This is a genomic window from Streptomyces sp. NPDC001100 (assembly GCF_053598575.1).
Window position 1 is genome coordinate 125,143 of sequence record NZ_JBSFKO010000015.1, and the last position, 15,111, is coordinate 140,253.

The 15,111-nt window shown below is 70.6% G+C and carries 13 protein-coding genes; 9 read left to right on the forward strand and 4 right to left on the reverse strand.

Going from position 1 to position 15,111, the window contains the following annotated elements; translation table 11 throughout:
- Positions 1-14 precede the first annotated feature (14 nt).
- From ACWDEW_RS22880 to ACWDEW_RS22890, 3 genes are read left to right on the forward strand one after another with little or no spacing between them, the layout of a single operon-like run.
- Positions 15-959, forward strand: a complete 945-nt coding sequence (locus tag ACWDEW_RS22880; RefSeq protein WP_450514790.1) for an ATP-binding cassette domain-containing protein — start codon at positions 15-17, stop codon at positions 957-959.
- Positions 956-1,738 (forward strand): ABC transporter permease, encoded by a 783-nt coding sequence (locus ACWDEW_RS22885; RefSeq protein ID WP_450514791.1) that lies wholly within the window; start codon positions 956-958, stop codon positions 1,736-1,738. The genes ACWDEW_RS22880 and ACWDEW_RS22885 overlap by 4 nt, the downstream gene beginning before the upstream one ends.
- A gap of 34 nt (positions 1,739-1,772) precedes the next feature.
- Complete coding sequence (locus ACWDEW_RS22890) at positions 1,773-2,981, forward strand: CaiB/BaiF CoA transferase family protein (RefSeq protein WP_450514792.1); 1,209 nt, start codon at positions 1,773-1,775, stop codon at positions 2,979-2,981.
- 42 nt (positions 2,982-3,023) lie between these two features.
- Here the strand turns inward: ACWDEW_RS22890 and ACWDEW_RS22895 are convergent, their stop codons facing one another.
- From ACWDEW_RS22895 to ACWDEW_RS22905, 3 genes are all read right to left on the reverse strand, one after another.
- Positions 3,024-3,290, reverse strand: coding sequence for a hypothetical protein (locus ACWDEW_RS22895; protein WP_019066227.1), 267 nt, complete (start codon positions 3,288-3,290; stop codon positions 3,024-3,026).
- 126 nt (positions 3,291-3,416) lie between these two features.
- Complete coding sequence (locus ACWDEW_RS22900; protein ID WP_450514793.1) at positions 3,417-4,250, reverse strand: anti-sigma factor; 834 nt, start codon at positions 4,248-4,250, stop codon at positions 3,417-3,419.
- Complete coding sequence (locus ACWDEW_RS22905; protein ID WP_019066225.1) at positions 4,247-4,789, reverse strand: sigma-70 family RNA polymerase sigma factor; 543 nt, start codon at positions 4,787-4,789, stop codon at positions 4,247-4,249. Before ACWDEW_RS22905 ends, ACWDEW_RS22900 begins: the two co-directional genes overlap by 4 nt.
- 251 nt (positions 4,790-5,040) lie before the next feature.
- Between ACWDEW_RS22905 and ACWDEW_RS22910 the strand changes: the two genes are divergently transcribed.
- The 4 genes from ACWDEW_RS22910 (at position 5,041) to ACWDEW_RS22925 (ending at position 11,983) form a co-directional block, all read left to right on the forward strand.
- Positions 5,041-6,579, forward strand: a complete 1,539-nt coding sequence (locus ACWDEW_RS22910; protein ID WP_450514794.1) for a DUF4331 domain-containing protein — start codon at positions 5,041-5,043, stop codon at positions 6,577-6,579.
- A gap of 122 nt (positions 6,580-6,701) precedes the next feature.
- Positions 6,702-8,627, forward strand: a complete 1,926-nt coding sequence (locus tag ACWDEW_RS22915) for a tetratricopeptide repeat protein (protein WP_450514795.1) — start codon at positions 6,702-6,704, stop codon at positions 8,625-8,627.
- On the forward strand, positions 8,624-10,321 hold the full coding sequence (locus ACWDEW_RS22920) for an urease accessory protein UreH domain-containing protein (protein WP_450514796.1): 1,698 nt from the start codon (positions 8,624-8,626) through the stop codon (positions 10,319-10,321). Before ACWDEW_RS22915 ends, ACWDEW_RS22920 begins: the two co-directional genes overlap by 4 nt.
- A 45-nt stretch (positions 10,322-10,366) precedes the next feature.
- Positions 10,367-11,983, forward strand: coding sequence for a serine/threonine-protein kinase (locus ACWDEW_RS22925; RefSeq protein ID WP_450514797.1), 1,617 nt, complete (start codon positions 10,367-10,369; stop codon positions 11,981-11,983).
- 4 nt (positions 11,984-11,987) lie between these two features.
- Here ACWDEW_RS22925 and ACWDEW_RS22930 read toward each other — a convergent pair whose 3' ends face one another.
- Positions 11,988-12,794 carry an SGNH/GDSL hydrolase family protein gene (locus tag ACWDEW_RS22930; RefSeq protein WP_450514798.1) on the reverse strand — a complete coding sequence of 269 codons (807 nt, stop codon included), beginning with the start codon at positions 12,792-12,794 and terminating at the stop codon, positions 11,988-11,990.
- 285 nt (positions 12,795-13,079) lie between these two features.
- Here ACWDEW_RS22930 and ACWDEW_RS22935 point away from each other — a divergent pair, with 285 nt between their 5' ends.
- Both ACWDEW_RS22935 and ACWDEW_RS22940 read left to right on the forward strand, forming a co-directional pair.
- Positions 13,080-14,288 carry a S8 family peptidase gene (locus ACWDEW_RS22935; RefSeq protein WP_450514799.1) on the forward strand — a complete coding sequence of 403 codons (1,209 nt, stop codon included), beginning with the start codon at positions 13,080-13,082 and terminating at the stop codon, positions 14,286-14,288.
- Positions 14,289-14,561: 273 nt separating this feature from the next.
- On the forward strand, positions 14,562-14,888 hold the full coding sequence (locus ACWDEW_RS22940) for a hypothetical protein (protein ID WP_450514800.1): 327 nt from the start codon (positions 14,562-14,564) through the stop codon (positions 14,886-14,888).
- The last annotated feature ends 223 nt before the right edge of the window (positions 14,889-15,111 follow it).

A 15,111-nucleotide genomic window follows, 5' to 3' on the forward strand; every position in this document is an offset into this window, starting at 1 on the left:
GCTATGGTCGACCCATGACTACTACGTACGCTGTACTTAGTGAAGGTCTGGAGAAGCGCTTCGGCGCCGTGCACGCCGTGCGCGGGCTGGACCTGGCGGTGGCACAAGGCACGGTCTGCGGAGTCCTCGGGCCCAACGGCGCGGGCAAGACCACCGCCGTCCGACTGCTCACCACCCTGCTGCGCCCCGACGCGGGCTCCGCACGGATCGCCGGGCACGATCTGGTCCGGAAGGCTTCGGCCGTACGGCGCAGCATCGGCGTCACCGGGCAGTACGCGTCGGTCGACGGCGACCTCACCGGCCGGCAGAACCTGAGGCTGTTCGCACGACTGCACCGGGTGCGGGGTCCGGCCGAGCGGGCCGCCGAGCTGCTGGACCGCTTCGGCCTGACCGAGGCCGCCGACCGGCCCGCGTCCACCTACTCCGGCGGGATGCGCCGCCGCCTCGACCTGGCGGCGAGTCTCATACGACGCCCCGAGGTGCTGTTCCTGGACGAACCGACGACCGGCCTCGACCCGGCCAGCCGGAACCGGATCTGGGACGCCGTACGGGACTTGAAGAGGGAGGGTACGACCGTGCTGCTGACCACGCAGTACCTGGAGGAGGCCGACCAACTCGCCGACGACATCGCTCTGGTGGACCAGGGGCGGGTCGCGCACAGCGGGTCGCCGTCCCAACTCAAGGCGCTCATCGGCACCTACGCCGAGGTCGTCGTCGCGCATGCGGACGCCCTGGCGAAGGCGGCCGGTGTCCTCGACCAACTCACGGGCGCCGAGCCGTCGTTCGACCACGAGCGGAACACCGTCGGCGCGATCACCGGCGATGCGACCCTCACCCTGCCCCGCCTCGTCCGCGAACTCGACGCGGCGGGCGTGCCGTTGCTCGACGCGAGCATGCGGCCACCGACCCTCGACGACGTGTTCCTCCGGCTGACGGACCGTAAGGAGGCTGCGGCATGAGCGCGTTGGCGTACGACGGCACCGCGATGCTCGGCCGGCAGCTGCGGCGGGTGCGGAACAATCCGGCGCTGGCGATCCTCACCCAGACCATGCCGATCACGATGCTGCTGTTCTTCGGGTACGTCTTCGGCAGCGCGCTGGCGATGCCCGGCGACGCCTATCGCTCGTACCTGGTCCCGGGGTTGCTGGTCGCGACCGCCGCGAACGGCATCATGACCGGCATGTTCCAGGCCGCCCAGGACTCGCACCGGGGCGTGAGCGACCGCCTCCGCACCCTGCCGATGAGCAGGGCGGCCGTGCCGCTCGGACAGGCGACCGCCGATCTGGTCGTCACGGCGGCCGGGACCGTGCCGTTCCTGCTGGTCGGTCTCGCGGTGGGGTGGCGGGTCGAGGGATCGGCGGCCCGAGCCGCCGCCGCTGTGGGCCTGTTGCTGCTGTTCCGGTTCGCCTGCGCCTGGGTCGGCATCCTGCTCGGGCTCGCCTCCCGCAGCGAGGAGGCGGCCGGTCAGCTCGGCAGCGCGACCTTCATGCTGCCGCTGCTGTCCAACGCGTACATCCCGACCGACCGGCTGCCGGGCTGGCTGCGCGCGCTGGCCGAGTGGAACCCGATCAGCGCGGTGACCACGGCCCTGCGGTACCTGTTCGGCAACTCGCCCGTGCCCGAGGGTGCCGCCTGGCCGGTGGCCCATCCGGTCGCCGGGGCGCTGGCGTGGTGCGCCGCGCTGATCGCCGTGTTCGCGCCGCTCGCCGTGCGCCGGTACGCACGCGGCGAGGGGTGAGCTCCCCGCATGACAAAGGTGCCGGGCGCGGGACATGATCCCCGGCATGGAGCCCATGCCGCTGCCCCTTGAGGGCGTCACCGTCGTCGCCGTCGAACAGGCGGTCGCCGCCCCCTTCGCCACCCGGCAACTCGCCGATCTCGGCGCCCGGGTGATCAAGGTCGAGCGGGTCGACGGCGGTGACTTCGCGCGCGGCTACGACACCGCGGCCGGCGGGCTCGCCTCGCACTTCGTGTGGTGCAACCGGGGCAAGGAGTCGATCGCGCTGGACCTGAAGGACCCGCGCGGCCTCGACGTCGTACGGCGGCTGGTCGCGGACGCGGACGTGTTCGTGCAGAACCTCGCGCATGGGGCCGCCGCGCGGCTCGGACTCGACGCGGCGACGCTGTGCGCGGCGCATCCCCGGCTGGTCGCCGTGGACATCTCGGGGTACGGGGCGTCGGGGCCGTACGCCGGCAAGCGGGCCTACGACATGCTCGTGCAGTGCGAGGCGGGGCTGGTGTCGGTGACGGGGACGCCGGAGCGGCCGGTGAAGGCGGGGATCCCGGTGGCCGACATCGCGGCGGGGATGTACGCGTTCTCCGGTGCGCTCGCGGCGCTGGTGCGGCGCGGCACCACCGGTCGGGGCGGGCCCGTCGAGGTCTCGATGCTGGACGCGGTGGTGGAGTGGATGGGGCATCCGCTGCATCACACGATGCACGGCGGAACTCCCCCGGCGCGCGCGGGTCTTGCGCACGCCGTCATCGCGCCGTACGACGTCTATCCCACGGCGGACGGCGGGCAGGTGCTGCTCGCGGTGCAGAACGACCGGGAGTGGCGGCGGCTGGCCGAACAGGTGCTGGGGCGGCCGGAGTTGGGGACCGATCCGGACTTCGCGACCAATGCGGAGCGGGTGGTGAACCGGATGCGCACGGACGCCCTCGTCGGTGCGGTGCTGGGTGGGCTGGCCACCGACGAGGCCGTGTCGCGGCTGGAGCGCGCGGGCGTGGCCTGCGCGCGCCTCAGGAACGTACAAGAGGTGGCGGAGCACCCGCAGTTGGCGGCCCGGGAGCGGTGGCGGGAGGTGGGTTCGCCGGTCGGGCCGTTGCGGGCGCTGCTGCCGCCGATCACCTTGCCGGGCGGAGGCGAGGCGCGGATGGGTGACGTGCCCGCGCTCGGGGAGCACACCGTGGCGCTGCTGCGTGCCGTGGGGATGGCGGACGTAGAGATCGCAGCACTGCGCCGGGACGGTGTGGCGTCCTGAGCGCGGGCCCCCGGGAACTCCCCGGGGACGCCGAGGACTTGCTCAGCGCCCGCCGAACAGCGAACGGCGCAGCCTGCGCAGCGGTGCGAAGAGCGAGACCCTGCTCACTCGCGCGCCCCTGGCGCTGCGTTCCTGCGTGGTGTCGCGTGAGGTGAGCTCGCGCATCAGCGAGGTCGCCTCTGCCGTCTCGCGCTGCGGGACGACGGGGCCGCCCAGCACCGAGAGATGGCGGTCGAGGCGCGAACTCGTCGCGCTGCTCCCGCACGTGATCGCAGGGACCCTTGCCCTGCTGCGCACTATCTGTTCCATGTCACTCCCCACCCGTACGAGTCCACCCGGCCCGGGCAGGGTAACCCTATCGCCCCAACCGGGCACTCGTGTATCGAGGTCTCAGGATTCACCTTCCCCGTAAGGGTGTTGACGACCCCTCCTTGATTACTCTCCGAATCCAACCGATTTCAGGGCGAGTTGGACAACTGGCTGAGTTGTGGGCTGCGGTGAGCCTCCGTCGGGCTCGACGGTCACTGCGAGTGATGTTGCTGTTTTGTCGAGTCCGGTGGTGACCAAGGGCGTGTCGTCCTTGAAGAGCCCGAGGGAGCGCGGTTGCACATTGGGGCGCATCAGCCACAGTTGACGCACGCGCCCGCTCGGCGGTGCGCCGTATCCGCTCAGGGTGACGACCGCGCGCCCCTCCGACGCGGAGGCGACCACGCCGATGCTCCGGCCCGCGGTGTCCGCGCCGGTGGTCGCACGGGCGTCGGGAGCCGCGAGAACGTGTGCGATCTCACGCGACTGCGCCTGCGCGGCGTCCAGCTTGTCCTGGGTCTTGTTCGCCTGCACCGCGAACAGCGAGGCCACGACGAGGGCGGCGGCGGCCGTCGCGGTGGCGAACGGGACGAAGAACGGCCGTCGTTGGGGCACGCGGGCGCGTGAAGCCTGCGGCTCCGCGCCCCACACATGGGCCGGCAGCCGGGGCGTGTACTCCCGCGTCTCCCGCCCGCGCTCCCGCAGCGGCCCGGGCTCCTGCGGGGTGTTGCGGATCGCGGACAGCACCCGGTCGCGCATCGCGGGCGGCGGCTGGGCGGCCATGGACCGGGCGAGGCGGACCGCGCCCTCGGACAGGCTGCGCACCTCGAAGGCACAGCGCTCGCACTTCTTGAGGTGCTTCTCGAACTGGGCGCGCTCGCCGGGTTCGAGGGCGTCGAGGGCGTAGGGGGCGGCGAGCGAGTGGAGATCGCCCCGGCGGAAGAGTCGGGCGAGGATGCTCATGCGGCACCTCCCAGGCAGTCGCGCAGCCGGGTGAGTCCGTCACGCATACGGGTCTTGACCGTGCCCAGCGGCAGCGAGAGCCGCTCGGCCACTTCACGGTACGTATAGCCGTCGTAATAGGCGAGGGTCACGGACTGCCGTTGCAGGGCGGTGAGCCGGTCCAGGCAGCGGCGCACCAACTGGCGCTCCAGGCCTGCCTCGACCTCCTCGGTCACCTGGTCGAAGGCCGGGTTGTGGGAGCGGCGGGCCTCGCGCTGCTCGCGGTCGACGGCGGCGCGGGCGCTGCGCACCCGGTCGACGGCCCGGCGGTGGGCGAGAGTGAGGACCCAGGACAGGGCGCTGCCGCGGCCGGGATCGAACCGGGCGGCGGACCGCCACAGTTCGAGCAGCACCTCCTGGGACACCTCCTCGGACTGCGCGGGGTCGCGCACCACGCGGCGCACCAGCCCGAACACGGGCCCGGACACCAGTCCGTAGAGCTCCTCGAAGGCCCGCTGATCCCCTCCGGCGACCTGCACCAGGAGTTCGTCCGCCCCCACCCGTCCCCCTCTCGTCGACCGCACGCGGCCCCTCCTCTTCGACCGCACGCGGTCTGTCACTTCGCATCCCGTCACACGAGGCATTCGCAGCGGATGCCTCTAAGGATGGGTTACGGATCAGCGGACTTAAAACGCGGGTCACGAGCCGGATTGGAGACCACCAAAAAAAACTTTTCGGATTCGACCAATCCGGCCCGGCACCAGCTCCGAATCTCCGTGCGTCAGGCAAGTTGGCACTGAGGACGGACGGCATGACACCTATCTCCAGGAGCGGTGCGGGACGCAGGAAGCTCGCGGCCCTCATATGTGGCGCGCTCGCCGCCGGAGGGCTCGCAGCCGCCGGCACGGCCGCGCTGGAACCGGGAGTGGCCTCGGCCTCCTCCCACCGGGAGGCGCCCCTGATCTCGGGAACCCCCCAGTACGACAACACGGACCTCTACGCGTTCGTGAGCCCGGACAAGCCGGACACCACCACCATCGTGGCGAACTGGATCCCGTTCGAGGAGCCTGCGGGCGGCCCGAACTTCTACCAGTTCGCGGACGACGCCCAGTACGACATCCACGTCGACAACAACGGTGACGCACTGGACGACTTCATCTTCCGCTACACCTTCAAGACGCAGATCAAGAACAAGAAGACGTTCCTGTACAACACGGGCGCGGTCACCAGCCTGACCGACCCCGACCTGAACGTCACGCAGTCGTACGACATCGAGCTGATCAAGCTCAAGAAGGGCAGGGCGGTCTACAAGACCAAGATCGCCGACGACATCCCGGCGGCGCCCTCGGACGTCGGCGACGCGTCGATGCCGGACTACGCCAAGCTGCGGTCGCAGGCGATCTACAAGACGGCGAACGGCGGCGCGACCTTCGCGGGCCAGGCCGACGACCCGTTCTTCGCCGACCTGCGCGTCTTCGACCTGCTCTACGGCGGCAACCTCAGCGAGGTCGGCAACGACACGCTCAAGGGCTACAACGTCAACACGATCGCCCTCCAGGTGCCGAACGACCTGATCCGCCAGTCGAAGAACCACCCGACCGTCGGCATCTACTCGACGACCCAGCGCAAGAACGCCAGGGGCTACTACACGCAGGTCTCGCGCCTCGGCAACCCGCTGGTCAACGAGGTCGTCAACCCGCAGAAGGACAAGGACAAGTTCAACGCGTCCGAGCCCAAGGACGACGCGCAGTTCCTGAAGAACGTGACCAACCCGGAACTGCCGAAGCTGATCGAGTCGATCTACAAGATCAAGGCGCCGAAGGAGCCGCGCAACGACCTCGTCAGCGTGTTCCTCACGGGCGTCAAGGACCTCAACACCCTGCAGCCGTACACCAAGCCGTCGGAGATGCTGCGCCTCAACACGTCGATCCCGCCGACCGCGCACCCCAAGCGGCTCGGTGTCCTGGACGGCGACAACGCGGGCTTCCCGAACGGGCGTCGGCTCACCGACGACGTGATCGACGAGGCGCTCCAGGTCATGGAGGGTGAACTCGTCGGCTCCAAGAACGACTTGGGCGACGCGGTCGACAAGAACGACAAGGGCTTCGAGAAGTACTTCCCCTACGTCGCCGAGCCGACCTCGGGTTCGCGCGGTCCGCTCGCCAAGGGCACGAGCAGCGGCAGTGACGTCAAGAACCAGCTGGGCGACGCGCTGCAGCCGGCGGGCTCGTCCTCCAGCAACAACATGATGCTGATCACCGCGTCTGCGGCCTCGGGTGTGGCTGGAGTCCTGCTGATCGGCGCCGGTGTCGCGTGGTGGCGCCGCCGGATGACCCACCGCCCGTACTAAACCCCACCGACTGGCGCGGCCCGCACAGCTTCTTCCCCCACGGTGCGGGCCGCGCCACCCCTGCGTGACAACCCCCCACGGCAGTACGGCACTTGAACCACCCCAGGCGATGGAGGAACGGCATGGCCCCGCGCGAGCACGACAACAAGCCGACGGAGGGCGAGCCCGGCGAGACGCCGGTGGCGGCGGAGCGGGAACGCGAGTGGGAACGCGTGTGGGCGGAGGGCGAGACCGACGCCGAGGCCGGGACCGGCTCTGAGCGTGAAGCCAACTCCCAGGCAGCCGAGGTCCGTTCCGAAGCCGAGGCCGACTCCGAAGACACTGAGGCCGGTTCCGAAGCCAAGGCCAACTCCGGGCAAGTCAAGGCCAGTTCCGAAGCCGACTCCGAAGACACCGAGGTCAGTTCCGAAGCCGAAGCCGACTCCAAAGTCGAGGCCGACTCCGAGGCCACCACCGACCCCGTGGCCGGCCCCGAAGCCGAGGCCAACCCCGAGATCGAGCCCGAGGCCGAGGCCGAGATCGAGCCCGTAGCAGGACCGACCGAAGCCGCAGCCCCATCGCCTGGGCACGACCACACCCATCCCCACCCTCACTCCCACGACCACGACCACCCCCACGCGCACGACCACGACCACGATGATCACGCCCCCCACCCCGGCACGCCGGAAGACGCGGTCGCCGATGAACGCGTCGCCGCCGTCCGCCGGTTGGGCGCCGCGGGCCGTCGCTGGCGGGTCGTCCAACTCGCCGGTTGTGCCGCCCTGTTGGCCGTGGCGATGACCGCCGGGGCGATCGCGATCGGCGCGGCGAAGGACAGCGGTGCCACCGGCGTCACGAACGTCTCCAGCGCCGTGTCGCCGGACCTGCTGGCCAGCGGGAGCCTGGACGCGAGCATCGCCGCGCTGCAGGCCCATCTCCGGGGCCAGCCGAAGGACTTCGACGGGTGGGCGACGCTCGGACTGGCCTATGTGGAGCAGGCAAGGACCAAGGGCGACCCCTCCCGCTACCCGCAGGCACAGGCCGCCTTCACGCGCTCGCTCAAGATCTCGCCGGACAACGAGAACGCCCTTGAGGGGCGGGCCGCGCTCGCCGCCGCCCGGCACGAGTTCGCGGAGGCCCTCACCTACGCGGACAAGGTCCTCAAGGAGAACCCGTACAGCGAGCGTGCCCTGTGCTCCCGTATCGACGCGCTCGTCGAACTGGGCCGCTACGACGAGGCGTCGAAGGCCGCCGACCTGGCCGACGCCCGCAAGCCCGGCGTCCCGGTGTTCACCCGCTACGCGTACGTCCACGAGCTGCGCGGCGACGTCAAGACGGCCCGCACCGTGCTGGAGCAGGCGCTCGCCGCCGCGACCTCCCCCGGCGACATCTCGTACGTGGCCGGCACGCTCGGCCAACTCGCCTGGAACCAGGGCGACTACAAGACGGCCCTGGACTACTACGGCCGTGCGCTCGCCGCCGACGAGAACTACCTCCCCGCCCTGGAGGGCCGCGCCCGCGCCCAGGCCGCCCTGGGCGACCGCGCCGACGCCATCAAGGGCCTGGAGCTGGTCGTCTCCCGTTATCCGCTGCCCCAACCCCTCGTGGAACTCGGAGAGTTGTACGAGAGCCGGGGCGCCGCGGGCGACAAGGCGAAGGCCGACGACCAGTACGCCCTCGTCGACGCCTGGATCGTCCTGGCCCGTGCCAACGGCGTCAACGCCGACCTCGACACCGCGCTCGCCGCCGCCGACCACGGCGACACCAAGTCGGCCCTGAAGGCCGCCCGCGCCGAGTGGGCCCGCCGGCACACCGTGCACACGGCGGACGCCCTGGCCTGGGCCCTGCACGTCAACGGCCGCGACCAGGAAGCCCTCGCCTACGCCCGCCAGGCCACGGCCACCGGCTACCACAACGCCTCGTTCATCTACCACCTCGGCATGATCGAGCTGGCCACCGGCCACAAGGCGGACGGCCGCGCCCATCTGGCCAAGGCCCTGAAGCTCAACCCGGGCTTCTCACCGCTCGGTGCGAGCAAGGCCCGCAAGGCCCTGGAGGCGACCAAGTGAGGCCCGTCCGCCGCCTGTTGGCGTCCACCGCGGCCGTCCTCACGGCCGCCGGAGCACTCCTGCTCGTCCCCACGGCGGCAGCGAGCGCACACCCGCTGGGCAACTTCACGGTCAACCGCTACGACGGTCTCGTCGTGGCCCCGGGCGTCCTGCGTGTCACGCACATCGAGGACCTCGCGGAGATCCCGGCGACCCAGGCCAATCCGGACATCAAGCGGCTTGGCATGACCGAGTGGGCCCGCCTGCGGTGCGACAAGGCCGCCGAGGGCAGCAAGGTCACCGTCGACGGACGTACCGTCGCACTCACGCCCGGCACCAGCGCCGCGCGACTGCGGCCGGGACAGGCCGGGCTCAACACCCTGCGGCTGGCGTGCAGTTCGACGGCGGCGCTCCCCAAGGGCAGCACGGTCGCCCTGGGCTTCCACAGCGCGGGCCTGACCACCGGGCCCGGCTGGCGGGAGATCACCGCGCGCGCCGACCGGATGACGCTCACCGGGACGGACGTACCGAAGAAGTCGGTGTCGCACGAACTCACCAGCTATCCCAAGGACTTGCTCTCCTCGCCGGCCGACATCACGAAGGCGTCGCTGCGCGCGCGTCCGGGCGGCCCGGCGCTCACCGACGACGACCAGTCCCAGTCGGACTCGGCCGCGTCCTCCATCCTCCCGCGCGGCGCGGACCGTTGGACGGAGGCGCTGAACAACCTGGTCGCCCGGCACCACCTCAGCGTCGGCTTCGCGGCGCTCTCCCTGCTCATCGCGATCGCCCTGGGCGCGATGCACGCGCTTGCCCCCGGTCACGGCAAGACGCTGATGGCGGCCACGGCGGCGGCCAGGGGCGGTCGCGCCCGGCTCAAGGACGTGCTCCCGCTGGCCGCCTCGGTCACGGTCACCCACACCCTCGGCGTGATCGCCCTGGGCCTCCTGGTCACGGCAGGGTCCGCCGCGACGCCCTCGGTGATCGCCTGGCTGGGCATCGCGAGCGGCGTCCTCGTCCTCTTCGCGGGCGGCAACCTCCTCCGCCGCGCCTGGCGCAACCGCCCACGCCCACAGGCCACTTCGCACCCCCACCCCCACCCCCACGGTCACGATCACAGTCACGAGACCGCCAAGTCCCCCCAGCGCTCACTGGTCCTCGCGTCCGCGCACACCGAAGCCGGTGCCACGCACACGCTCACCGAGGCCCACCCGCACCCCCACAGCCACGACGACGACCATGACCACGGTCACGGCCATGACCACCCCCACCCCCATGAGCACGACCACGATCACGAGCACGGCCACACGCACGACCACGACCACGCCGTGGAACACACGCACGGCGGCTTCACGCACACCCACTCCACCGCCCCCACCGTGCGCGGCACGATCCTGCTCGGCTTCGCCGGCGGTCTGGTGCCGAGCCCGTCCGCCGTGGTCGTCCTCGTGGGGGCCGCCGCGCTCGGCCAGGCCTGGTTCGGGCTGCTGCTGGTCGTCGCGTACGGCGTCGGGCTCGCCCTCACCCTCACCGCCGCCGGATTCGCCGTCGTCAAGCTGGGTACAGGGATGAACCGAGTGCTGGACCGGCGCCCCCGCTGGACCACCAGCCCCATGGCAGTGCTGGTCCGCCGGACCCTGCCGTTGGCATCGGCGTTCGTCGTCGTGGCCCTTGGGGTGGGTTTGGTGCTCAAGGGGGCGGCATCCGTACTCGGCTGAGCTACGTTTGTGGAGGATTGGCCCGGATGCGAATGGGGAGCGCCCATGCCCGAAGAACCGGGCACTGAACGTCTGATCGCGGGCCGCTACCGGCTCCTGTCCCCTCTAGGCGAGGGCGGTATGGGAACGGTGTGGCGGGCCCGCGACGAGGTGCTGCAACGCGAGGTCGCCGTCAAGGAGGTGCGCGCGCCGGCCGGACTGGCCTCCGACGACGTGGAGCGGATGTACGCCCGGCTGGAGCGCGAGGCGTGGGCGGCGGCACGGGTCGCCAACCGCAATGTGGTGACGGTGTACGACGTGGCGATGGAGGACGGCCGCCCCTGGATCGTCATGGAGCTGGTGCGGGGTGTGTCCCTGGCCGATCTCCTGGACGCCGAGGGCCCGTTGACCCCGCAGCGGGCCGCGCACATCGGTGCCGAGGTGCTCGCCGCGCTGCGCGCCGCGCACGACGCCGGGGTGCTGCACCGCGATGTGAAGCCGGCCAATGTGCTGATGTCGAACGACGGCCGGGTGGTGCTGACGGACTTCGGTATCGCGATGGTCGAGGGCAGTTCGGCGCTCACCATGACGGGCGAGGTCATCGGTTCGCCCGAATTCCTCGCTCCGGAGCGGGCGTTGGGCCGCACCCCCGGGCCCGAGTCCGATCTCTGGGCGCTGGGTGTGCTGTTGTACGCGGCGGTCGAGGGCCACTCACCGTTCCGGCAGAACACCCCGCTGAGCACCCTGCGCGCCATCGTGGACGAGGAGTTGCCGACGCCACGGCTGGCGGGGCCGCTCACCCCGGTCATCGAGGGGTTGCTGCGCAAGGACCCGGCCGAGCGCATCTCCGCCGAGCAGGCGGAGCAGGATCTGCGGCTGATCGCGGCGGGCGGTGCGCCGCGCGCGACCACGGCGCCGACGAGGCCGTACACACCGACGATGGCGGGTGCCCCGCAGGACGCCTACGGGCAGCGGGACTCGCGGACGCCGGTGCAGGGCTTCGGACCGCCGCCCACCTCCTACTCGACGCCGACGGCCGCGGACGAACCGCACCGCAACCGGCGGGCGGCCGCCGTGATCATCGCGGGTGTGATCGCGCTGGCCCTGGCGATCGGTGGACTGACGTACGCGCTGTTGAACCGGGACAACGGGAACAACAACGACGCGGGCAAGGGCACCAGCAGCCCCAAGAGCCAGCCCTCGGACGGGACTTCGCCCAGCGCGAGCAGCGAGACCACGGCCGCCAGCCAGACGCCGAGTCCGAGCGCGAGCAAGTCCTCTTCGGCGCCGCAGTCGGTGCAGGTCTCCGTGGCGGGCGCCAACACCGACTATTCGGGGAGCTGTCCGCCGTCGAACACGAACGCGCCGACCTTCACGGCGAGTTTCACGGTGGGGAAGCTGCCCGCGGAGGTGTCCTACCGGTGGGTGCTGAAGAGCGGTTCGGTCTCGGACCCCGGCTGGAAGACGCTCTCGTTCCCGTCGGGCGGCGGGAAGACCAAGCAGGACCGGGTGTTCCTGACGACGTACTCGAACAGCGGGACGTTCAGGAACGAGATCAGTGTCGAGGTCCGCACGCCCGTGAAGACGACGTCCAACTCGGTGCCGTTCTCGGTGACCTGCCTGACGGAGACCCCGTCGGACGGGGCCTCCGCGTCGGACTCGGCGTCACCTTCTGGCGGGTGAGCCGTCAGGCGGCACCGGTGAACACGGGCAGGTAGCCGCCGGACTGGCCGGCCGCGGTCGGGTGGTACGACTCGGTGATGCTCAGCAGGTTGAGGCTGTGCAGCCAGGAGCTGCCGGAGCAGATCTCGTGGCCGGTGAACGTGGTGCGTACGTCGCCGAAGGTGAAGCCGTGGTCGGCGGCGCGCTTGGCGAGGGCGGCGTCGAGGTAGTCGGCCGCCCCGTTGATGGCGGTGCGCTTGGTCGCGGAGAGGCCGAGGCAGGTGGTGCCGAGCTTGTAGAAGCGCGGGTAGCCGAGCACGACCACGTGCGCGGCGGGGGCTTTGGCGCTGATCGCCGAGTAGACCTTGTCGAGTTGGGCGGGGAGCGTCGAGTCGACGTACGCCTTCGCGGTGGCGATCCGGGTCAGGCAGGAGCTGTCGGACTGCAGGACGCAGGTCGTCATGACGTCGGCGAAGCCGGCGTCGTTGCCGCCGATGGAGATCGAGACGAGGGACGTGGCCGAGGTGAGCGGGCCGAGTTGACTCGCCAGAACATCACCCGTTCGGGCGCCGGAGCAAGCGGTGAAGTCGAACGTCGAGGGTGAGTGGGCGGCTGCCCAGAGGTAGGGGTAGGCCTTGGTGCTGCGGTCGCAGGAGCCGCTGGAGCCGAGGTAGCTGCCCGCGCCGACGCCCGAGGAATAGGAGTCGCCGAGGGCCACATAGCCGCCGGTGGCGGCGAGTTGGGACGCCTGCGCCGTCATCGCCCCGGTGAGGGCGAGTCCGGCGGCGAGGAGGAGCGAGGTCACGTATGCCGTAAATCGGGAACGTCTCATGGAACCTCCCTTAGCAGGATCTCTGCCACAACTGTCGGGTACCAACCAGGCGCATTGCCGGGAAGTGTCCATGCCAATAGTGGGGCCGTCCGGGCCATTGATTGCGTGTTCATGACAGCCGCGTGACAGGTCGTCAACTCCCTTGAACCACACCGCTACATGACCCACTCTTTACTCAGCCTTGGTGCGGAACGCAACGCTCCACGGCTGTGCGCACGACGACGCGCGCACCCCCACACCCGCGCGCCGACCCGGGCGCGCCGCCTGGAGGAGGACTCCCTCGCAATGGCACTCCTGCGTAGCAAGAAGCTCCGGCTCGCCGCGATGACCGGCGCCGCCACCGCCGCCCTCGTCGGCGGGCTCACCGCACTCCCCGCCCAGGCCGCCCCGGCCACGGGCACGGTCCTCGCCGCCGACTCCCCCACAGCCGTCGACGGCAGCTACATCGTCACCCTCAGGAAGAACGCCGGCCTCAAGGCGTCCTCGGCCGCGGGCAAGGGGCTGGTCAAGGAGTACGGCGGCACGGTCACGAAGACGTTCGGCACCGTACTGAACGGCTACACGGCCAGCCTCTCCGCGACCGAGGCCGCGAGACTCGCCGCCGACCCGGCCGTCGCCGCGGTGGAGCAGAACCAGCGTGTCCACCTGACCGACACGACCCAGTCCAGCGCGCCCTGGGGCCTGGACCGCATCGACCAGGCCGCACTGCCGCTCTCGGGGACGTACACCTACCCGGACAGCGCGGGCAGCGGCGTGACCGTCTACGTCATCGACACCGGTGTCCGGATCACCCACACCCAGATCAGCGGCCGTGCCTCCTACGGCTACGACGCGGTCGACGGCGACACCACCGCCTCCGACGGCAACGGCCACGGCACCCATGTGGCCACGACGATCGCGGGCTCGACGTACGGCGTCGCCAAGAAGGCGAACATCGTGGCGGTCCGGGTGCTCGACAACAGCGGGTCGGGGACGACGGCCGGTGTGATCGCGGGCATCGACTGGGTCACCTCGAACCACACCACACCGGCGGTCGCCAACATGTCGCTCGGCGGCTCCGCCTCCACCTCGCTCGACACCGCGGTCGCCAACTCCATATCCAGCGGCGTGACTTACGCCATCGCGGCGGGCAACAGCAGCGCCAACGCCTCCTCGTACTCCCCCGCCCGGGTCGCCACCGCGATCACGGTCGGCGCCACCACCAGCACGGACGCCAAGGCCAGTTACTCCAACTACGGTTCGGTGCTGGACATCTTCGCGCCCGGCTCCTCGATCCTGGCGGGCTACAACACCAGCGACACCGCCACCGCCACCCTGTCGGGCACCTCCATGGCCACCCCGCACGTGGCGGGCGCCGCGGCCGTCTATCTCGCGGGCCACACCTCGTCCACTCCGGCCCAGGTCGCCACGGCCCTGGTGAACGGCGCCACGTCGAATGTCGTGACCAGCGCGGGCACCGGTTCGCCGAACAAGCTGCTGAAGATCGTCCCGTAAGGCCCGTCCGCCCCACCTGAATTCATGTTCCCCGGAGGCAGCAGGCGCCTCCGGGGAACATCTATTCGGAGATGCCCGAGAACCGGCGCAAGCGCCTTCCGCACCTTGACGTGCCCGGTCGGGCTGCGCCACATTGAAACCCGGCATCCGGCGCGCTGGGGGGCAAAGTCGCCAATGCAGACCTTAGGTATCAAGAGATCATCCACCGCCGACACCGAGCGGGCGCGACCAGGACCGGGGAGGGACCTGTCGGCGCTTTTCGCCGGTGCGGCAGTGACCATCGGGACGGTCGGCGCGTTTCTCGCGCTCACCGGCTCCGGATCACCACTGCGCGGACCGTTCGCGCTGTTCTTCCTTTTCTCCGCGCCGGCCTCGGCAATTGCGGCGGCGTTGCGCGGACTTGATCCCTACGGCCGCATTCTCGCGTCGGTAGCGGGCGCGGTCGTCGTGGACATGCTGGTCGCTCAGGGAATGCTGGCCGTGCACCGGTGGTCCATCGACGGGGGAATCGTCGCGGTGGCGGTGATCAGTGGCCTGACAGCACTATCGGTATTCCTGGGGCATATGCGCCGCCGTGCAACGGCTGACAAAGGAGTGTAACGGCCAAACCAACAAAAACGTGAGGCCCCGTTTCAGGCCTTGCCATACGGGTTCAATCATCAATACCGTCGTAATCTCACCCGCACCGGTCCATCATCGAGCGGCTCTAGGGGAGGGCTCAAGGACCGCGATGAACCGGCGCGGGGCGCGGTAGGGGGGTGCCGTGCTCGGTGACCGCACTTGTGACCGAGTCGTGCCGCACGGCCGGCTTTCACGCCTTTCG